Raw genomic sequence first — 17,001 nt, 5'->3', positions numbered from 1 at the left:
AACGGCCGTCGCCGCTGCGCGGTGGATGCCGGATCGAGTCCGGCATGACAGCCGGTGGGCCGGTGCTTCCAGGCCAGGGCCGCTACTTCGCCGGGGCGTGCCGCGCAACCTTGTCCAGCAGCTCGAACAGCATCGCGCGTTCGCCCGCACTGAGGCTTGCGAGCAGCGCGTCTTCCATGTGCGTCGCCGCACGCGTTGCCTGGGCAACCAGCGTCTTGCCCTTGGCAGTGAGATGCAGCAATTGCGCGCGTTTGTCGGTCCCGCTCTGGGCGCGCCTCAATAGTCCGCGAGTCACGAGCCGTTCCAGCACCACGCTCATGTTCGGCGCCGACAGGCTCAAAGCATTGGCCAGCCGCTTGGCGGTGACATCTTCATTCGCATCGACGAGACACAGGATCGTGAACTCGACGCGCCGCAATTTGAGCGGCGCACCAATCGATTCAAAAAACACCTGGTCGCACGGGATGGCGGCGCGAGCGAGGTTGTAGCCGAGCAAGTGGTTGAGCGGTTTGTGATCCAGGGCCATCGGGGCAGTGTAGCCAGCCACACATCATCCGGAACAGACAGTTGCCTATTGCAATCAAATGAGTAGCAGTTCAGATGGATTGCAATGAGTAAGGGTTAATCCGAGTTTGGCAAAACAAGTTATGACAAGAAACTATATATCGATCACTTTCGATCCAGTCCCTTTCCATCCTCCCGAGGAACTTGTGATGACCTATTACGGTAATTCCCGCCTCACGCAGCGACCCGTGCTGCGCAAACTGGTGGTGCTGGCAGGCGTTGCTGCCGCGCTGACCGCCTGCGGTGGCGGCGATGATGCGTTCTCGCAGCCGCTGCCGCGCCTGAGCGAAGCGCAGCCCGCGCCCCTGGCCAATTGCGCATCGCTCGCCTCCGGTTTCACCCATGCCAATACCAGCGTCACCGCGGCAAATGTCATTGCCTCGGGCACACTGACCAACGCGGGGCAACCCGTGGGCGAGCATTGCCAGGTCACCGGCAAGATGAACCAGCGCGTGAGCGCCGTCGACGGCCAGACCTACGCCATTGGCTTCGAGATGCGCATGCCCAAGGCGTGGAACGGCCGGTTCCTGTATCAGGGCAACGGCGGCATCGATGGCTCGGTGTCACAGGCCAACGGAGGGTTTGTCGGCGGCGGCCCCCTGCAGAATGCATTGCAGCAGGGCTTTGCCATCATCAGCTCGGACGCAGGGCACACCGGCGCGCAGAACCCGCTGTTCGGTCTCGACCCACAGGCTCGGCTTGATTACGGCTACATGGCGGTCGGCACCCTGACCCCGATGGCCAAGGCTTTGATCAAGGCGGCGTATGGCAAAGGCCCTGATCGCTCCTACATCGGCGGCAGCTCCAACGGCGGACGGCACGCGATGGTGGCGGCAGCGCGTTATCCCTCCGAGTACGACGGCTACCTGGCCACCTCACCCGGCTTCAACCTGCCCAAGGCTGCGGTTGCGCAGCTCTACGGCGCGCAGCAGTTTGCCAAAGTCGCGACTGACACCGCGAACCTGGAAACCGCGCTGCCCCAGACCGAGCGCAAGCTGATCGCCAATGCGATCCTGGCCCGATGCGATGCCCTGGATGGATCGGCAGATGGTCTGGTGCAGGATGTGCAGGCGTGCCGGTCTGCGTTCGACCTCCAGCGCGACGTGCCGACATGCGCGGGCGCGCGCGACGGCACTTGCCTGACCACCGCGCAAAAGGCTGCTGTCGGCAATGTCTACGCCGGGGCGCGCAACAGCAAGGGCGACGCGCTTTATTCACGCTTTCCGTACGACCCGGGTGTCATGCACACAGGCTGGGCAGACTGGAAGTTTCGCAACTCCGTCGGTGCACAGCGCGATCCGGTTGCCGTGGCGTTCATCTTTTCTTCGCCACCCGAAAGCACCGCCGTCCTTCAGAACACGCTGGGCTATGCCTTCAATTTCAACTTCGATACCGACGCTCCAAAAATCTTCGCAACCAGCGGCATCTACAGCGAAAGCGCGATGTCGTTCATGACGCCGCCCAACCCCACGCAACTCGATACGCTGCGCAATCGCGGCGCCAAGATGATGGTCATCCACGGCAACTCGGACCCGGTGTTCTCGGTCGACGACACCACCGCATGGTACGAGGCGCTGGACACGCGCTACAGCGGGCAGGCGGCAGGCTTCACGCGCTTCTATCGCGTTCCAGGCATGGGCCATTCGCGCGGCGGTCCGGCCACGGATCAGTTCGATGCGCTGACCGCGCTCGTCAACTGGGTGGAAAAGGGCGAGGCCCCGGATCGCATCGTGGCGAGCGCGCGTGGCGCGGGCAACGCGGGCGGCGTCAATGCGGAAGTACCTGCCGACTGGGCTGCCAATCGCACGCGGCCCCTGTGTCCTCATCCATTGATTGCGCGCTACAAGAGCGGCGACAAGGAACTGGCCGCGAGCTTCGCCTGCGAAAGATGAGCGCGTCCTTGCGGGTGTAGCACACCTGCGCGGGCCGACCTTAGGAGATTGAAGGTCGGCCCATGTTCGCTAGCGTACAGACGGCGCTGCCGGGTACGCCCATGCTGGTGAACTCATCTGAACGCCGGACTGCGGGATCTTCCGCGTCTGCTGCCGTCCTGATGAGCTTTGGCCAGGAGGCGGACATATGGTTCTCAGTCAATCGCACAAGTCGTGCTGTGTCAGGCGCAGCATGGTGTCTCTTGCGCTGCTCGCGCTCGCCCAATCGGCAGTTGCCCAACAGCCGCCGGGTGCGGGCGTTCAACTGCTTCAGATCCCCCCTGCACCGGTACAGCCTCGCGCCGCGCCGCAGGTGCGCATCGAACAGCGCACCGCAGCGACGCCACCTGCCACGGATGAGGTCCAGGTGCGTGTGCAGTCCCTGCGCGTGACCGGCGCGACGGTATTTGCTGAATCGGACCTGGTCGCACTCACCGGCTTCGTTGCGGGCGCGCAGCTGTCGCTGTCGCAACTGCAGGCGATGGCAGCGCGGATCACCGGGCACTACCGCCAGCAAGGCTACTTCGTGGCCTTGGCGTATCTGCCCGCGCAGGAGATCAAGGACAACGCAGTCACCATCGCAGTGAGCGAGGGACGCTACGGCAGCATTGCGGTGCGCAACGCAACCCATCTCTCCGAAGGCATCGCGCAGGGCGCCCTGCAAGGTCTGGGCAGCGGTGACTACATCCTGCAAGAGCCGCTCGAAAGCCGCCTGCTGGTGTTGTCCGAACTGCCCGGCGTCGTGGTCAGTTCGACCCTGGCTCCCGGCGTGGCAGCCGGCACGTCGGACCTGTTGGTGGACATCACGCCCGGCGCCCGATTCAGCGGCAGCGTCGACGCCGACAACGCAGGCAATCGATACACCGGGCAGTACCGTGTGGGCGCAACCCTGAACCTCAACAACCCGCTGGGCCTTGGCGACGTCGCAAGCCTGCGTGTGCTGACATCGGGCTCCGGACTGCGCTACGCGCGCGCATCCTGGCAGCGCCAGCTGGGTCGCGGCACCGTCGGCGTGGCCTACAGCTGGCTGGGCTATGAGCTGGGCAAGGAATTCGAGTCCTTGCAGGCGCACGGCACGGCGCGCGTGGCCAGCGTCTTCGGCCGCTACCCGATCGAGCGCTCACGCAGCAGCAACCTGTACGCGCAGCTCAATTACGACTGGAAGACCTTCAACGATCGTGTTGATTCGACCGGCGCTGAGACCGACCGCAAGTCGCGCGTGCTCACGGCGAGTGTGTTTGGCGACCGCACCGACACATGGGGCGGCGGTGGCTACACGACTTACCTTGCCGCGCTGTCGTCGGGCGTGCTGGACATCCAGACGCCTGCAGCGCGCGCAGCCGACGCCATCACGGCGCGGTCCGATGGCAGTTTTGGCAAGCTCGCATTCAATGCGTCCCGCGTGCAACGCATGGGGGTCGGGCCGTTTTCTGTCTATGCCGGGGTCAGCGGGCAAGTTGCGTCGAAGAACCTGGACAGCTCCGAGAAGATGGTCCTGGGCGGGATGAATGCCGTACGCGCCTATCCCGAAGGCGAAGCGTATGCAGACGAAGGCGTGCTGCTCAATCTCGAACTGCGCTACGACCTGGCCAAACCTGCAACGCTGCCGGGCTACATGCAACTGGTGGCGTTTGTCGATGCGGGCTCGGTGACCATCAACCACAGCCCCTGGGTCGCTGGAACGAATCACCGCACGCTCAGTGGCGCCGGCTTTGGCGTGAACTGGGGCGACCCGGGCAACTTCCAGGTTCGTGCTTACTACGCGCACAAGCTGGGCAACCAGATCGCGACATCAGCCCCCGACCGCTCAGGACGCTTCTGGGTCCAGATGGTCAAGTACTTCTGAAAGGCAGTGTCCATATGAACCGCCCCAACGCTTTCTCCCGCAGCCGCATCGCCCTGGCGATCGCGCTTTCGTTCATGGCCTCCGCCCACGTTGCCCACGCCGCGCCACTTGGCGGCTCGGTCGCAGCCGGCGCCGCGACGATCTCCGCAACCGGTGCGACGACCACGGTCGTGCAGTCAACGCCCAGTGCGGTGCTCAACTGGCTCAGCTTCGGCATCGCTGCAGGCGAGACCGTGCGCTTCGTGCAGCCGGGTGTGAATTCGGTGGCGCTCAATCGTGTGACAGGGTCCGACCCATCGGCCATCTTCGGCACCCTGTCGTCCAACGGCAAAGTGTTTCTGGTCAACCCGAACGGCATCCTGTTTGGCGCAGGTGCGTCGGTCAACGTCGGCGGTCTCGTGGCGTCCACGCTCGGTATCGCCGATGCGGACTTCATGGCTGGCAAGTACAGCTTCTCGCGCGCGGGTTCGGGCACTGTGGTGAACGACGGGTCGATCACCGCAGGCGATGGCGGCTATGTCGCGCTGCTCGGCGCGAAGGTTCGCAATGACGGCGCGATCTTCGCCCGCATGGGCACCATTGCGCTGGCCGGTGGCGATGCAATTACGCTCGACATGGCGGGCGACAAACTGCTCAACCTCATCGTCGACAAGGGCGCCGTCAACGCACTCGTCGAAAACGGCGGCGTCATACGCGCCGATGGCGGTCAGGCACTGCTCACGACACACGCTGCGGGCAGCCTGCTCTCGACGGTCGTCAACAACACGGGCGTCATCCAGGCGCGCACCATCGAAAACCGCGAAGGCCGCATCGTCCTGCTGGGCGACATGCAGTCGGGCGTCACCAACGTTGGCGGGACACTCGATGCGAGCGCGCCCGACACGGGACGCGGCGGCTTCATCGAGACATCGGCTGCAACGGTGAAGATTTCTCCCGCAGCAAAGATAACGACCGCTGCCGCGGGTGGATCGACCGGCACATGGCTGATCGACCCAGCCGATTTCACCATTGGCATCGGGGGCGACATCACGGGCGCTGCGCTGAGCGTCACGCTCGTGTCCAGCAACGTGACGATCCAGTCGTCCCAGGGCATCAGCGGCACCAATGGCGACATCTTCGTCAACGACGCGATCAGCTGGACGGCCGTGCCGGGCACCAGCCCGACCACGCTGACCATGAATGCGGTGCGCGATGTGATCGTGAAATCGGGTGCGAGCATCACGGCAGTCGATGGCAGCATCGAGATCTGTTGCGGCCGCGACATCACGATCAACGCCGCGATGACGGCCACGCGCGGCAGCATCCTGCTGAGCGCCGGTCGCAACCTGAGCACGTCCGCCGCGATCACGGTGACCAACGGCAACCTGACGATGTGCGCCGCGAACGACGTGAACGTGACTGGTCCCATCACGCTGACCAACGGCACCTCCGATCCGAAGCGCAGCCTCGGCCTGGAGCGTGGCCTGGTGCTGAGCGCGGGTACGGGCGGTACAGGCGATGGCACAGTCAACCTCAATGGCGCGCCGGGGAGCATCACGGTCACGGGTGCAGACGGCACGGACGCGCCCGTCAACATCTACTACAACCCGACTTCGTACACGACCCCGACCGACTACCTGGCCAGCGGCAAGTTTGTGCTGGCCATTCCCGGCACGCTGCACCAGCACATGCTGGTGTTCGCCGACGGCGGCAACAAGGAATTTGACGGGACCACGAGCGTGACGCTGTCCGGGTTGAAGGGCTCGCCTGCCGGTGTGACGCTGGTTGCATCACCTGCCGCGCAGGCCAGTTTCGACTCCAGCGCCATCGGCACGAACAAGCAGATCACCTACACCGGCTACACGCTGTCAGGCCCCAACGCCGCCAGCTACGCGCTTGCCAGTGCATGTTGCGGGCCAGCCGTTGCGCGATCGACCGGGACGATTACCGCAGCCGTTGCGCCACCACCGGCGCCGACGCCAGCACCGCCGGCACCGACCCCGGCCCCTACGCCCGCACCGACACCCGCACCCACACAGCCGCCTGCGCCTACACCGGCGCCAACGCCCGCGCCCACACAGCCGCCCGCACCTACACCGTCGCCTGCACCGACACCGGCGCCGGCGCCAACGTCGGCACCTGCGCCCGCGCCCACGACGGCGCCTGCACCTGCGCCAGCGCCGACATCAGCTCCCGCACCGGCTCCAGCGCCTACGAGCGCTCCCGCACCGGTGCCGTCGCCAACGTCAGCGCCGGTGCCCACGTTCTTTCCGGTTCCACTGATTCCGCTCATCAGCACCCAGCCCTTGCTGACTGTGGTGCAGCCTGTCCTGCCTGAGGTGGCCATGCTGGTTCAACCGGAGCTTGTGACGGTACCGGCCGTTGTCGTGCCCGCGCCGGTTGTCCAGCCGCCGTATGTCGCGCCGGAGCGGCCGCCCAAGCCCTATCGCAACTGAATCGCGGCAGGGCAGGCTGGGAGTCCCCAGGCCGTGTCCAGCAGGACGAAGCGGCGTCTTTCTTCAGGCGGCTTCGTTCTCTATCCTGCGAGCCGCGAACTGCAGCGCGGCAACCGCTCCGATCACGATACCCAGCACCGCGACCACCGCGCCCGCAGACAGCATCGCCAGCCCCGTGAGCCCCTGGCCGATGGAGCAACCCAGTGCCGTGACGCCGCCAAAGCCCATCAGCACGCCACCTGCCAGGTGCGCCAGGAGGTTGCCGCTGTTGTGGAACGACTCCAGCCTGAAATCGCCGCGCAGCTTCGACGTGATGAAGCTGCCGATCAGCACGCCTGCCGCCGTCATGATTCCGTAACTGGCAACCGTGTTCTTGTCTGACCAGAGCGTGAGCAGGTCGAGCGCGTGGCCAAGCGGCGCTGAAAACGACAGGCCCTCGGGCCGCTTGCTTTGGGTGCCCAGCCAGGCGGGCTCCAGCGTTTCAGGATGCTCGGCCAGAAAACCGAAGTGACCGGTGAGCAACCACGCCGCCGGCACCAGCAGGCCGACACAGATCGCGCCGACCCAGTGGGTGGCATCCAGCGTCTTGCGGTTGCGCCACCACAGCGCCCCGGCGAATAGAACGATGGCCGCGACCAGGCCCCATCGAATGGCGCTGGCGGCCGCAGGCGCCACGATGGAGCCCAGGTCTTGCGGCGTCGCGAGCGTGATGCTCCAGCGATCCAGGCCGTCGATACGCAGCGGCGCGAAGAGGCCTCGCAGCGTCATCAACGCGGCAATCGCGGTGACGATGAGCGTGATCAAGGCCTTGAGGTCGCCCGTGCCCGTCTTGACGAGGCTGCGTTGGGGGCAGCCGCCCGCCAGCACCATGCCGTAGCCGAACAGCACGCCGCCGACGAGGCATGACGCCCATGCGAAGCGATTGCTCCAGGCCAGCGTGCGGCTTGCATCGAACAGGTTGAGGCTGATGAGAATCTGCGTGCCGAGCGCGGCCACGGCGACGGCCAGCATCCAGGCGATGAAGCGGCTCTTGCCACGAAACACGACCCAGTCGGCGATGGCACCGCGAACGCAAAAGCGCGACCACTGGCCGACGGCGCCGAAGACAAGACCCAGCACAAGCCCGCCCCACAGGACAAACTGGCTCACGCCCTGCGGCGTAGAAAGAAAGGACATGACGAACCCAACAACAAAACGGTGGATCGCATTTTGCCCTGATGGACAGAACATCAGTCAGTGGTAATCTATTCATATGGCAGGAGACACCCCATGAAGACATTCGCCCGGTTTCGAATCGCGCTTTCGGTGGCCGTTGCCGCAGCGCTTGCGATCGTCCCCACTGCGCAGGCGCAGGCGCAGCCGCAGGCCCCGGACAAGGTCGTTTATCACATCGACAACGCGGAGATGCAGGCCACCAAGGGACTGCGCAACATCCGCAACCACCTGGACGTCGCACCCGATACGAAGATCACGGTCGTGACGCATGCCGATGGCGTCGACTTCCTGTTCGAGGGTGCCAGGGACAAGAAGAATCCGAATGTCGACTATGGCTCGCTCGTCAGCGCGCTCAAGGCGAGAGGCGTTCGCTTCGAAGTGTGCGAGATCACGCTGCGAAACCGCAATATCAAGAAGGATCAGTTCACCATGGACGCGGAGTTCGTGCCCTCGGGCGTGGTTCGCGTCGGGCAGCTGCAGGGTCGCGAGCGCTTCGCGTACATCAAGCCCTGAACCGGTTTCAAAGGACGACACCCCATGGCCCGCACCGCTGCGATTCGCACCTCTGGCAACCCGCTTGCACAGGCTGCTTTATCCAGGCCTTCATTGCCCGCAACGACTGCAGCGACGGAGTCCGACCAGGTGTTCGAGCTGGCGGCCGAGGTGTTCCGGGTCATGTCTGCGCCGATGCGGCTGAAGATCATCAGCTGCCTTTGCAATGGCGAAAAGAATGTGAGCGAGTTGCTCGAAGCGATCGCCACCACGCAGCCGAACATGTCACAGCATCTCAATACGCTTTACCAGGCCGGCGTGCTCGGCAAGCGGCGTGACGGCGTCCAGATCTACTACCGTATCGTCAACGACCGCGTGGTGACGCTGTGCCGTGCGATCTGCACGCAGATCGCCATCGAAGCCGACCTGGTTTGAGCGGCATGTTGACGCGATGGCTCCTGGCGGTGGTGCTGGCCGCAGGATCTGGCTTTGGCGGCGGCAATGCGGTTGCGCAGGGCGCCCGCGTCACGGCACAACAGGTATCGCCTTCCGCGTGGTTCGTGCAGGGCGAAGCCGCACTCGGCTCGGCAGGCAACCGCAACTTCATCTCCAATGCCGGTTTCATCGTGACGCCTGCGGGCGTGGTCGTGATCGACGCCCTGGGTGCCCCGCAACTGGCGCGCGAGTTGATGGCCGAGATCCTGCGGCTGACCGGCAAGAAGGTGACGCACGTCATCGTGACCCACTACCACGCAGACCATATCTACGGCCTGCAGGAGTTCAAGCGCGAAGGCGCGATGATCATCGCGCACCAGGCCGCACGCGAGTACCTGAACTCCGACCTGGCGCAAAGCCGTCTTGCGGCGTCGCGCGTTGAGCTTGCCCCGTGGATCGACGCGAGCACGCGCCTCGTGCCGGCCGATCGGTGGATTGATGGTCCGCTGGAGCTGGATATCGGCGGAACGCTGCTGCGTATCCAGCCCGTGGGGCCTTCGCACACACCGGAAGACGTGGTTGTGTTTTTCGGGGCGGAAAAAGTGCTCTTTGCGGGTGACCTCGTGTTCCGTGGACGCATACCGTTCGTGGGGCAGGCCGACAGCGCGCAGTGGATCAAATCGCTGGGCGTCATCCTCGCCTTCGATGCGCAGGTGGTGGTGCCCGGTCATGGCGCGCTCTCGACGCAGGCACGGCAAGACCTGGAACTCACACGCGACTATCTCCTGTACCTGCGCCAGACGATGGGGCGTGCTGCTCGCGAGATGGAGCCGTTCGATGAGGCCTATGCCCGCACCGACTGGTCACGCTTCGAGAAGATGCCGCTGTTTCGCGCGGCCAACCGCATGAATGCGTACAACACCTTCCTTTTGATGGAGCGTCAGCCCGATTAGGGTTTGCCCTTTGGCGCAGTTCGATGGATGCCTATACATTCGTAGTTGCTTATATTAGGCAACTGGAGACGGCATCTTGGAATCGATACGCGGCAGGCTGTGCAAGGCACCAGAGAACTTTCTGGCGCCGGTTGACATCGTGCAGGTGGGTGCGCAGGCCCGGCAGGGGCGGCGTGATTTCATTCGCGGTGCGTTTGCGGCGGCGGTAGCCGCTGGCGGCGCGGCTTCGGTGCATGCGCAGGCGAAAGTTCAGGGCGCGGGCGACCCGGCCATCCTCGAGCTTCCTGCGCACACCAAAGGCCTGGGCCAGGCGGTGGCCACCGATGGTTATGGCTTGCCGTCGAAGCACGAAAAGAACGTGCAGCGGCGCATCAGCCCCGGCCTCACGCAGACACGCCAGTCATCGGTTTCTTTCGCGCCGCTGCAGTCGCTCTTTGGCATCGTCACGCCAAGCGGCCTGCACTTCGAGCGGCATCACCAGGGATGGTGGGACATCGATCCGACGCAGCACCGGTTGATGGTCAACGGCCTCGTCAAGACGCCGATGGTGTTCACGATGGACGACCTGATGCGCCTGCCGTCGGTCTCGCGTTTCCACTTCATCGAATGCGGCGCGAACACCGGCATGGAGTGGGGCAATGTCGCGGTGCCCACGGTGCAGTACACGCACGGCATGCTGTCTTGCAGCGAATTCACCGGCGTGCCGCTCATCGAGCTTCTCAACCTGGCAGGCGCCGATCTTTCACAAGGCCAGTTTGCGCTGGCCGAGGGCGGCGATGGTTCGTCGATGACGCGCACCATTCCGATGAGCCTGATCCGCTCGGGCGAAGTGCTGGTGGCGTACGGCCAGAACGGCGAAATGCTCAGGCCCGAAAACGGCTATCCGCTGCGCCTGGTCGTGCCGGGCGTGCAGGGTGTGAGCTGGGTCAAATGGCTGCGCCGCATCGAGGTGGGTGACAAGCCCTGGGGCACCAAGGACGAGGCGGTTCACTACGTCGACCTGATGCCCGACGGCTCGCACCGCCAGTACACCAGCATCCAGGAATGCAAGAGCGTGGTGACCTCGCCTTCGGGCGGCCAGGTGCTGCTGGACAAGGGCTTTCACACGATCACCGGCCTGGCCTGGTCGGGCCGGGGCAAGGTCAAGCGCGTCGATGTGTCGACCGATGGTGGGCGCAACTGGCGCATGGCGCGGCTCGAGTCGCCGGTGATGTCCAAGTGCCTCACGCGATTCAACCTGCCGTGGAGCTGGGACGGCAAGCCGGCTGTGATCCAGAGCAGGGCGGTCGATGAGACAGGGTTCGTGCAGCCGACCTACGCGCAGTTGCGTGCCGTGCGCGGCACGCGCTCGATCTATCACAACAACTCCATCCAGTCGTGGCTGGTGCAGGCCAGTGGCGAGGTGATGAATGTCCAGCATGTTTGATCTCAGGCTGTCATCCCGGGCTCGACCCGGGATCCACCGCGCAGCGGCCACGGCCTCAAGGCATGGATGCCGGATCGAGTCCGGCATGACAGCCGTTCTCCGGGCACTGGTTTTTGCGGTCGGGCTGATGAGCTTCGGTGCGCAGGCCCAGGACAACCCACGCTACCCCGGCATCGGCCGCGCGGCCACGCCCGCCGAAGTCACCGCCTGGGACATCGATGTGCGCCCCGACTTCAAGGGCCTGCCCGCCGGCTCCGGCTCGGTTGCAAAAGGCCAGCAAGTCTGGGAGACCAAGTGCGCGAGTTGCCACGGTGTGTTCGGTGAATCCAACCAGGTGTTCAATCCGCTCATCGGTGGCACGACCGCGCAGGACATCACGACCGGCAAGGTGGCAACGCTCCAGCGCACCGACTACCCGGGCCGCACGACATTGATGAAGCTGCAGAACGTCTCGACGCTGTGGGATTACATCCGCCGCGCGATGCCGTGGAACGAGCCCAAGTCGCTCAGCACGGAAGAGGTTTATGCGGTGACGGCCTACATGTTGAACCTCGCCGATGTGTTGCCGGCAGACTTCACCTTGTCCAACACGAACATGGGCGAGGTGCAGCAGCGAATCCCCAATCGCAACGGGTTCACGACGCAGCACGGCCTGTGGCCCGGCCGTGAATTTGGTGGCACCGGCAAGCCGGACACCCGCGCCCGCCCATGCATGAAAGACTGCCCGGACCCAGGCAAGCTCGCGCTCGCGCCGGACTTCGCGCGCGGCTCGCACGGCGACCTCTCCCAGCAGGTTCGCCTGGTGGGTCCGCAGCGCAGCGCGTCAGCCAGGATTGCTGATGTGCAGACGGCGGCCGTATCGCCATCGCCTGCATCCCCGTCGCCTGCATCCCCATCGCGAATCGATGTTCCCCTTGCCCTGCTGCAAAAGCACAGCTGCAACGCGTGTCATGCCGCATCCACCAAACTGGTCGGGCCGAGCTGGGCCGATATCGGCCAGAAGCACAAGGGCAAGGCCGATTACCTGGAAGGCAAAATCAGGAGCGGCGGCTCCGGCATCTGGGGCGCCATCCCCATGCCGCCGCAGTCCATCAGCAAGGAAGAGGCAGGCCAGATTGCAGCCTGGCTCGCGCAGGGAATATCCCGATAACACGTCCACCGATATTTATTAGCATTGGCTTATTCAAGGAGAGTCCTTATGTCCACCCGTCGTGAAGCCATGAAGCGAAGCGCAGCGCTTGCGGCACTGCTCGCTTCCACCGGCCTGTTTCCCATGCAGGCGCGCGCATTCACCAAAGCCGCATTCGATGCCAAGAGCGTCGGCGATGCCGTGAAAGCCTATGGCGCAGGCGCGCCCGTCGAGAGCAACCAGGTGACGATCACCGGCCCCGATATTGCAGAGAACGGCGCCGTGGTGCCGCTGGCTGTGTCGTCTTCGCTGGCCGGCGTGAAGCACCTGCTCATCCTGGTCGAGAAAAATCCCTCGGCGCTCGTCGCCAAGTTCGATGTGACCGATGCAGTCGAGGCCAACTTCTCGACGCGCGCCAAGATGGGCCAGTCGTCCGACGTGTACGCGGTGGCGATCATGAATGACGGCAAGGCGCTCTTTGCCAAGAAGGAAGTGAAAGTGACACTCGGCGGCTGCGGCGGCTAAGGAGAAAAAACATGGCAGATCCAATGCGTATTCGCGCCCAGGCGCAAGGCAGCAATGCAATCGTTCGTGTGCTCATGAGCCACGAGATGGAAACCGGCCAGCGCAAGGACGCAGCTGGCAAGACGATCCCGGCCTGGCACATCAGCGATGTGACCGCGTCGCTCAATGGCAAGCCGGTGTTTTCGGCGGAATGGGGTCCGGCGGTTGCCAAGAACCCGTTCCTGCAGTTCACGCTCAAGAACGCCAAGGCCGGCGACAAGGTGGGCGTCACCTGGAAGGACAACCGCGGCGACACCCGCACCGACGAAGCCGTGGTGTCCTGATGCTGCGCCGCCCGCTCGTCATCCTGGGTGCCGTTGCAGGAGCCAGCGCCCTTGTGGCGTTGAGTACCTCTTCGGCATGGGCGCAAAAAAGCGCCACGCAAGCCATCGAGGAATATCGCCAGATGCTCGCCGACGGCAACCCCGCAGACCTCTTCGAGGCCAAGGGTGAGGCGCTGTGGAAGACCAGGCGCGGGCCGCTCAATGCATCGCTCGAACGATGCGACCTGGGCAAGGGCGCTGGCATCGTCAAGGGTGCGTTCGTTGAATTACCCAGGTGGTTCAGCGATACGCAAAAGGTGCAGGACCTGGAGTCAAGGCTGGTGACCTGCATGGAAATGCTGCAGGGGCTCAGTGGTCCAGCGATTGCTCGCACGCCGTTCGGCCAGGGCGAACAGAACAACGTGACGGCGCTTGCCACTTATGTGGCCGCCGAATCCAGGGGCATGAAGTTCAACCTGCCGCAATCGCATCCGCAGGAAAAGCAGATGTACGAAGTCGGCAAGCGCATGTTCTTCCTGCGCGGGGGCACGCATGACTTTTCCTGCGCGTCCTGCCACGGCGAAGACGGCAAGCGCATCCGGCTGCAAGACCTGCCCAACCTCACCAAGAACCCCGGCGCAGGCGCGGGCTTCGGTGCATGGCCCGCGTATCGCGTGTCCAACGGCCAGATGTGGGGCATGCAGCTGCGCCTGAACGACTGCTTTCGCCAGCAGCGGTTTCCCTATCCGGGGTTTGGAAGCGATGCCACCATCGCGCTCGGTGTGTACCTCGGTGTCAACGGGCTGGGCGGTGTTTCCACTGCGCCCGCCATCAAGCGATAACGGAGCGCACGCATGAAGCTATCCTTTTCCATCCGTACAGCCGGCGTCGTCGCCGCGTGCGGCGTCACGGCCTTGCTCGGATGCGCATCGTCTCCCAACTCCGCAGCACTCGACCAGATCACCGACGGTGTGGTCAAGACATCGTTTCGCGACCAGGGCATGGTCAAGGTCTCGCGGCTGGTGCAGGACGATTCCAATCGCGAGTGCAGCATGGCCGAGGCAACAGGCAAGCCGGTTTCCGCCGAGCGTGCCAAACAGATCGAAGAGGCCAACCTGCGCATGGTCAAGTGGCCCAGCGACGGCAAGTTCGTCGGTGACTGGCGCGAGGGCGAGAAGATCGCGCAGAGCGGACGGGGCCTGACCTGGACAGACGATCCGAAGATGGCCAACGGCGGCAATTGCTACAACTGCCACCAGATCACCAAGGAAGAAATCTCCTTCGGCACCATAGGCCCCAGCCTCTACAACTACGGCAAGATTCGCGGCGTGTCCGACCCCAGCAGCGCTGCGGCAAAGCCCATCGTCGAATACACGTGGGGCAAGATCTGGAACTCCAAGGCGTACAACGCGTGCTCCAACATGCCGCGCGCGGGCCATGCAGGCATCCTGGACGAAGCGCAGGTGCGCCACGTCGTGGGTTTGCTGCTCGATCCGCAATCGCCGGTCAACAAGTGACGCAACGCTGATGGATTTACGCAAACGCGAACTGCTCCAGGTCCTGGGGGCAGCGGCAGTCGCCGGCATGTCGCTGGGCCGCTGGGAGAACGCCGACGCCGCCGATGCGGCGAACGGCCTCTACGACGTGCCGCAATTTGGCAATGTGTCTCTGCTGCACATGACCGACTGCCATGCGCAGTTGCTTCCGATTCATTTTCGCGAACCCAGTGTCAACCTGGGCGTCGGCTCGATGTCGGGCCGCTTGCCGCATCTGGTGGGCGAAGAATTGCTCAAGGCCGCAGGTGTGCCGCGTGGCACGCCGGCTGCGCATGCACTCACTTACCTGGACTTCGAGCAGGCCTCGCGCCGTTACGGCAAGGTCGGCGGATTCGCGCATCTGGCCACGCTGGTCAGGCGCATGAAGGCCAGCCGCCCCGGCGCGCTGCTGCTGGACGGCGGTGACACATGGCAGGGCTCGGCAACGGCGCTGTGGACACGCGGGCAGGACATGGTCGATGCGGCCAAGCTGCTGGGCGTCGATGTGATGACGGGCCACTGGGAGTTCACGCTCGGCATGGACCGCGTCAAGGAAATCATCAGCAAGGATTTCGCCGGCAAGGTCGACTTCATCGCGCAGAACGTTCGCACGACCGACTTCGAAGACCCGGTGTTTCCGCCCTACACGATCAGGCCGATCAACGGTGTGCCGGTTGCCATCATCGGGCAGGCCTTTCCGTACACGCCGATTGCCAACCCCCGCTATTTTGTTGCCGACTGGTCCTTCGGGATCCAGGAGGAGAACATGCAAAAGATGGTCAACGAAGTGCGGGCCAAGGGCGCCAGGCTCGTGGTCGTGCTCAGCCACAACGGCATGGATGTGGACCTCAAGATGGCCAGCCGCGTGACAGGCATCGACGCGATCCTGGGCGGCCACACCCACGACGGCATGCCGGTGCCTTCCATCGTGAGCAACGCGGGCGGCAAGACCATCGTCACCAACGCGGGCTCCAACGGCAAGTTCCTGGGCGTCATCGACTTCGATGTGAAGGACGGCAAGCTCGCTGACTTCCGCTATCGCTTGCTGCCGGTGTTCGCCAACATGTTGCCGGCCGATCCGGCGATGCAGGCCCTGATCACGAAGGTGCGCGCACCCTACGAAGCAAAGCTGGGCGAAACGCTGGCGGTGAGCGAGGGCACGCTGTACCGGCGCGGCAACTTCAACGGCACCGGCGACCAGCTGCTGCTCGATGCGCTGATGGACGTGCAGGGCGCGCAGATTGCGTTCTCACCGGGGTTCCGCTGGGGCACTTCGCTGGTTGCGGGCCAGCCCATCACACGCGAGTGGCTGATGGACATGACGGCCACGACCTACTCGTATTCGACGCTCTCCAACATGACCGGCGAGACGATCAAGACCGTGCTCGAAGACGTCTGCGACAACCTCTTCAACCCCGATCCGTATTACCAGCAGGGTGGTGACATGGTGCGGGTCGGTGGCCTCACCTACAACTGCAATCCGCTGGCGGCAATGGGCCGGCGCATCGAGGACATGCGGCTGGACGGCAAGCCGATCGAGGCATCGCGTACCTACAAGGTGGCGGGCTGGGCGCCGGTGTCCGAAGAAGCGAGAACGGCGGGTGCGCCGCCCGTTTGGGACCTGGTCGAGCAATGGCTCAAGGCGCGCGGTGGCAAGGTGGCTGCACGCAAGTTGAATGTGCCGCGCCTCACAGGAGGGTTACCGAATGCAGGCTATGCGACGAGTTGAGATCGTGTTGATGGCGGTGCTGCTTGGCAGTGCGCCTGCGTGCATCGCGCAATCCGCGACCCACACTGTAAGAAGCCTCACGCCCCAGGCCGCGCTCAAGGCTGCACAAGCCGCGATGCAAAGCTGTGCGAAGAGCGGCTTTCAGGTGGCAGTGGCCGTGACCGATCGGGCCGGCACACCGCTGGTCATGCTGCGCGACCGGTTCGCGGGGCCGCACACGGTGGATACGGCGACCAACAAGGCATACACGGCGTTGAGCTTCAAGACCGACACGCTCGCCTTCGCACGAGCGACCATGGCGCAAGAGGCCATGTCCGGGATTCGGCAGTTGCCCCGGGTGATTGCGGTCGGTGGCGGGCGCGGGATTGAATCTGCCGGCTCACTGGTAGGCGCCATTGGGGTTTCCGGTGCGCCGGGGGGCGAAGCGGACGATGTCTGCGCGAAGGCAGGCATCGCAGCCATTGCTGACGACCTGGAGCTTTGA

The 17,001-nt window shown here is 64.4% G+C and carries 16 protein-coding genes; 14 read left to right on the top strand and 2 right to left on the bottom strand.

All coding sequences use genetic code 11. From position 1 onward, the window contains the following. Positions 1–82: 82 nt before the first annotated feature. Complete coding sequence (locus AQ12_RS21650) at positions 83–526, bottom strand: MarR family winged helix-turn-helix transcriptional regulator (RefSeq protein WP_048442067.1); 444 nt, start codon at positions 524–526, stop codon at positions 83–85. Positions 527–713: 187 nt separating this feature from the next. Between AQ12_RS21650 and AQ12_RS21645 the strand changes: the two genes are divergently transcribed. The 3 genes from AQ12_RS21645 to AQ12_RS21635 all read left to right on the top strand — a co-directional run bounded on the left by AQ12_RS21645 (position 714) and on the right by AQ12_RS21635 (position 6,776). Next, a complete protein-coding gene (locus AQ12_RS21645) occupies positions 714–2,456 on the top strand; it encodes a tannase/feruloyl esterase family alpha/beta hydrolase (RefSeq protein WP_048442055.1) in 1,743 nt (580 codons plus the stop codon). 187 nt (positions 2,457–2,643) lie between these two features. Continuing rightward, positions 2,644–4,341: a ShlB/FhaC/HecB family hemolysin secretion/activation protein gene (locus AQ12_RS21640; RefSeq protein WP_048442054.1), complete on the top strand. Its 1,698-nt coding sequence runs from the start codon at positions 2,644–2,646 to the stop codon at positions 4,339–4,341. Between the two features lie 14 nt (positions 4,342–4,355). After that, entirely contained in the window at positions 4,356–6,776 is a 2,421-nt protein-coding gene (locus tag AQ12_RS21635; protein WP_053076849.1) for a filamentous hemagglutinin N-terminal domain-containing protein, read from the top strand. A 63-nt stretch (positions 6,777–6,839) separates the two neighbouring features. Here AQ12_RS21635 and AQ12_RS21630 read toward each other — a convergent pair whose 3' ends face one another. After that, positions 6,840–7,952 (bottom strand): YeeE/YedE family protein, encoded by a 1,113-nt coding sequence (locus AQ12_RS21630; RefSeq protein WP_048442053.1) that lies wholly within the window; start codon positions 7,950–7,952, stop codon positions 6,840–6,842. A gap of 93 nt (positions 7,953–8,045) precedes the next feature. Here AQ12_RS21630 and AQ12_RS21625 point away from each other — a divergent pair, with 93 nt between their 5' ends. From AQ12_RS21625 to AQ12_RS21575, 11 genes are all read left to right on the top strand, one after another. Beyond that, positions 8,046–8,504 carry a DsrE family protein gene (locus tag AQ12_RS21625; protein ID WP_048442052.1) on the top strand — a complete coding sequence of 153 codons (459 nt, stop codon included), beginning with the start codon at positions 8,046–8,048 and terminating at the stop codon, positions 8,502–8,504. Positions 8,505–8,528: 24 nt separating this feature from the next. After that, positions 8,529–8,918, top strand: coding sequence for a metalloregulator ArsR/SmtB family transcription factor (locus AQ12_RS21620; RefSeq protein WP_082151738.1), 390 nt, complete (start codon positions 8,529–8,531; stop codon positions 8,916–8,918). A gap of 5 nt (positions 8,919–8,923) precedes the next feature. Then, positions 8,924–9,871 carry an MBL fold metallo-hydrolase gene (locus tag AQ12_RS21615; protein ID WP_053076848.1) on the top strand — a complete coding sequence of 316 codons (948 nt, stop codon included), beginning with the start codon at positions 8,924–8,926 and terminating at the stop codon, positions 9,869–9,871. 76 nt (positions 9,872–9,947) lie between these two features. Continuing rightward, entirely contained in the window at positions 9,948–11,297 is a 1,350-nt protein-coding gene (gene soxC / locus AQ12_RS21610) for a sulfite dehydrogenase (RefSeq protein WP_369799045.1), read from the top strand. A gap of 85 nt (positions 11,298–11,382) precedes the next feature. Then, positions 11,383–12,447 (top strand): c-type cytochrome, encoded by a 1,065-nt coding sequence (locus AQ12_RS21605; protein WP_048442050.1) that lies wholly within the window; start codon positions 11,383–11,385, stop codon positions 12,445–12,447. Positions 12,448–12,495: 48 nt separating this feature from the next. Then, positions 12,496–12,951 (top strand): thiosulfate oxidation carrier protein SoxY, encoded by a 456-nt coding sequence (gene soxY / locus AQ12_RS21600; RefSeq protein ID WP_048442049.1) that lies wholly within the window; start codon positions 12,496–12,498, stop codon positions 12,949–12,951. Between the two features lie 11 nt (positions 12,952–12,962). Beyond that, positions 12,963–13,274, top strand: coding sequence for a thiosulfate oxidation carrier complex protein SoxZ (soxZ, locus tag AQ12_RS21595; RefSeq protein WP_082151737.1), 312 nt, complete (start codon positions 12,963–12,965; stop codon positions 13,272–13,274). Next, positions 13,274–14,095 (top strand): sulfur oxidation c-type cytochrome SoxA, encoded by an 822-nt coding sequence (soxA, locus tag AQ12_RS21590; protein WP_082151736.1) that lies wholly within the window; start codon positions 13,274–13,276, stop codon positions 14,093–14,095. Before soxZ ends, soxA begins: the two co-directional genes overlap by 1 nt. 12 nt (positions 14,096–14,107) lie before the next feature. Beyond that, the gene (gene soxX / locus AQ12_RS21585) at positions 14,108–14,770 is read left to right on the top strand and encodes a sulfur oxidation c-type cytochrome SoxX (protein WP_048442047.1); all 663 of its coding nucleotides are present in this window, start codon (positions 14,108–14,110) and stop codon (positions 14,768–14,770) included. 10 nt (positions 14,771–14,780) lie between these two features. Next, a complete protein-coding gene (gene soxB / locus AQ12_RS21580) occupies positions 14,781–16,517 on the top strand; it encodes a thiosulfohydrolase SoxB (protein WP_048442046.1) in 1,737 nt (578 codons plus the stop codon). After that, positions 16,504–17,001 carry a heme-binding protein gene (locus AQ12_RS21575; RefSeq protein ID WP_048442045.1) on the top strand — a complete coding sequence of 166 codons (498 nt, stop codon included), beginning with the start codon at positions 16,504–16,506 and terminating at the stop codon, positions 16,999–17,001. The genes soxB and AQ12_RS21575 overlap by 14 nt, the downstream gene beginning before the upstream one ends.

The organism is Caenimonas sp. SL110 (assembly GCF_001044395.1).
Taxonomy (GTDB): Bacteria; Pseudomonadota; Gammaproteobacteria; order Burkholderiales; family Burkholderiaceae_C; genus Ramlibacter.
Note: the sequence above shows the minus strand (reverse complement) of the source record. Positions and strands in the feature narration are given on the sequence as shown.

What these genes read in the sequence shown, in the direction of transcription:
- AQ12_RS21650 (WP_048442067.1), bottom strand. Translation starts at nt 526, where the DNA reads ATGGCCCTGGATCACAAACCGCTCAACCACTTGCTCGGCTACAACCTC.
- AQ12_RS21645 (WP_048442055.1), top strand. Translation starts at nt 714, where the DNA reads ATGACCTATTACGGTAATTCCCGCCTCACGCAGCGACCCGTGCTGCGC.
- AQ12_RS21640 (WP_048442054.1), top strand. Translation starts at nt 2,644, where the DNA reads ATGGTTCTCAGTCAATCGCACAAGTCGTGCTGTGTCAGGCGCAGCATG.
- AQ12_RS21635 (WP_053076849.1), top strand. Translation starts at nt 4,356, where the DNA reads ATGAACCGCCCCAACGCTTTCTCCCGCAGCCGCATCGCCCTGGCGATC.
- AQ12_RS21630 (WP_048442053.1), bottom strand. Translation starts at nt 7,952, where the DNA reads ATGTCCTTTCTTTCTACGCCGCAGGGCGTGAGCCAGTTTGTCCTGTGG.
- AQ12_RS21625 (WP_048442052.1), top strand. Translation starts at nt 8,046, where the DNA reads ATGAAGACATTCGCCCGGTTTCGAATCGCGCTTTCGGTGGCCGTTGCC.
- AQ12_RS21620 (WP_082151738.1), top strand. Translation starts at nt 8,529, where the DNA reads ATGGCCCGCACCGCTGCGATTCGCACCTCTGGCAACCCGCTTGCACAG.
- AQ12_RS21615 (WP_053076848.1), top strand. Translation starts at nt 8,924, where the DNA reads ATGTTGACGCGATGGCTCCTGGCGGTGGTGCTGGCCGCAGGATCTGGC.
- AQ12_RS21605 (WP_048442050.1), top strand. Translation starts at nt 11,383, where the DNA reads ATGACAGCCGTTCTCCGGGCACTGGTTTTTGCGGTCGGGCTGATGAGC.
- soxY (WP_048442049.1), top strand. Translation starts at nt 12,496, where the DNA reads ATGTCCACCCGTCGTGAAGCCATGAAGCGAAGCGCAGCGCTTGCGGCA.
- soxZ (WP_082151737.1), top strand. Translation starts at nt 12,963, where the DNA reads ATGGCAGATCCAATGCGTATTCGCGCCCAGGCGCAAGGCAGCAATGCA.
- soxA (WP_082151736.1), top strand. Translation starts at nt 13,274, where the DNA reads ATGCTGCGCCGCCCGCTCGTCATCCTGGGTGCCGTTGCAGGAGCCAGC.
- soxX (WP_048442047.1), top strand. Translation starts at nt 14,108, where the DNA reads ATGAAGCTATCCTTTTCCATCCGTACAGCCGGCGTCGTCGCCGCGTGC.
- soxB (WP_048442046.1), top strand. Translation starts at nt 14,781, where the DNA reads ATGGATTTACGCAAACGCGAACTGCTCCAGGTCCTGGGGGCAGCGGCA.
- AQ12_RS21575 (WP_048442045.1), top strand. Translation starts at nt 16,504, where the DNA reads ATGCGACGAGTTGAGATCGTGTTGATGGCGGTGCTGCTTGGCAGTGCG.